Below are 1,737 nucleotides of genomic sequence, written 5' to 3'. Positions count from 1 at the left end.
CGAACGGGTCGAGGAGAGGATCATGAGTGGCGAGTACGACGATCTCAAGCGGCGCATGGATGGGGCGATCGCGGCCTTCAAGCACGATCTCGCTTCGCTGCGCACCGGCCGCGCGTCCAGCAACCTGCTCGACGCCGTCCAGGTCCAGGCCTATGGCACGGCGATGCCGATCAACCAGGTGGCCAATGTGACGGTACCGGAGCCGCGCATGATTTCGGTCTCGGTCTGGGACAAGTCGATGGTCAGCGCCGTCGACCGCGCCATCCGCGAAGCCAATCTCGGCTTCAACCCGATCGTTGACGGCACTAATCTCAGGATTCCGCTGCCCGAGCTTAACGAGCAGCGCCGCAAGGAACTGGTCAAAATTTCGCATGGCTATGCCGAGAACGCCCGCGTCGCGGTTCGCCACGTTCGTCGCGACGGCATGGATTTCCTCAAGAAGGCCGAAAAGGACGGCACGCTCAGCGAAGACGATCATCGCAAGCGCTCCGACCAGGTTCAGAAGCTGACCGACGAGATGATCAGCACTATCGATCACCTGCTTTCCGATAAGGAAGCTGAAATCATGCAGGTTTAGGGTCGGTTTTTCTCCGGCTCGAAAGCGAGACCATGGCAACGCCCGCGCATGTCGCGATCATCATGGATGGAAACGGACGCTGGGCCAAGGCGCGCGGCATGCCGCGGCTTGCCGGCCACCGCGCCGGCGTCGAGGCCCTGCGCAAGACGGTGCGCGCGGCTCCCGAGCTCGGCATTTCCTACCTGACCGTCTACGCCTTCTCCTCGGAAAACTGGTCGCGGCCGAAATCCGAAGTCAGCGACCTGATGGGTCTGTTGAAGCTCTTCATCAGACGTGATTTGGCAGAGCTGCATCAGAACGGCGTGCGGGTGCGAATAATCGGCGACCGGGAAGGGCTGCAGCCCGATATCAGGGGGCTGCTGCAGGAAGCCGAATCGCTGACCGCGCGCAACGAGGCGCTGACGCTCGTCATCGCCTTCAACTATGGCGGCCGCGACGAGATCGTGCGCGCCGCGCGCAAGCTCGCCGCCGCCGTGGCGCGCGGCGAGATGGACAGCGACGCCATCACGATGGAGAGCTTTGCCGGTTCGCTCGACACCGAAGGCATTCCCGATCCGGACCTGGTGATCCGCACCAGCGGCGAGCTCAGGCTGTCGAACTTCCTTTTGTGGCAGGCCGCCTACAGCGAGCTCGTCTTCCTGCCTTGTTTCTGGCCGGACTTCAGCCGCGAGCATCTCGCCGATGCCCTGCGGGACTTTGCCGGTCGCGAGCGCCGTTTCGGCGGGCTCGCCGCCCGCGACGTCGCCTCGTAGCGCCGGCACCAATGAGCAATCTCCAGCAGCGTGTCATCTCGGCCATCGTGATGGCGGCCGCCACGCTTACGCTCACCTGGCTTGGCGGACTGCCGTTTCGCCTGTTCTGCGCGACTATGGCGGCGCTGATCTTCTACGAATGGACGCGTATGTCGCGTCCTGGGAACGGCTCGACGCTTGGCTTTCTGCCGGAAGCGCTGATCGCCGTCTTCATTGTCGCGCTGGTTGCCGGCCTCCCGGCTCTGTGGCTGCTGCTTCTGGTCGCAGCTCTCACTGCTGTCGGCGCTGTTGCGGCGCGGCTGCGGGGAGCAGCGCAATGGGAGGCGTCGGGGCTGGCCTACGCATCGCTATCCGGCTTTTCGCTCGCTTATCTGCGCGATGACAACCATTCCGGGCTGATCGCCATCC

The 1,737-nt window shown here is 64.0% G+C and carries 3 protein-coding genes; all 3 read left to right on the top strand.

The features are described 5' to 3' along the window. Positions 1-22: 22 nt before the first annotated feature. Entirely contained in the window at positions 23-577 is a 555-nt protein-coding gene (gene frr / locus EOA29_RS35435; RefSeq protein ID WP_126095905.1) for a ribosome recycling factor, read from the top strand. Between the two features lie 32 nt (positions 578-609). Beyond that, on the top strand, positions 610-1,329 hold the full coding sequence (locus EOA29_RS35430; RefSeq protein WP_126093885.1) for an isoprenyl transferase: 720 nt from the start codon (positions 610-612) through the stop codon (positions 1,327-1,329). Between the two features lie 11 nt (positions 1,330-1,340). Beyond that, positions 1,341-1,737 (top strand): phosphatidate cytidylyltransferase (locus EOA29_RS35425; protein ID WP_189479098.1); only part of this gene is annotated, 397 nt, incomplete at its 3' end.

Source organism: Mesorhizobium sp. M1E.F.Ca.ET.063.01.1.1 (assembly GCF_003998155.1).
Taxonomy (GTDB): Bacteria; Pseudomonadota; Alphaproteobacteria; order Rhizobiales; family Rhizobiaceae; genus Mesorhizobium.
This window is presented reverse-complemented; position numbering and strand designations above follow the sequence as displayed.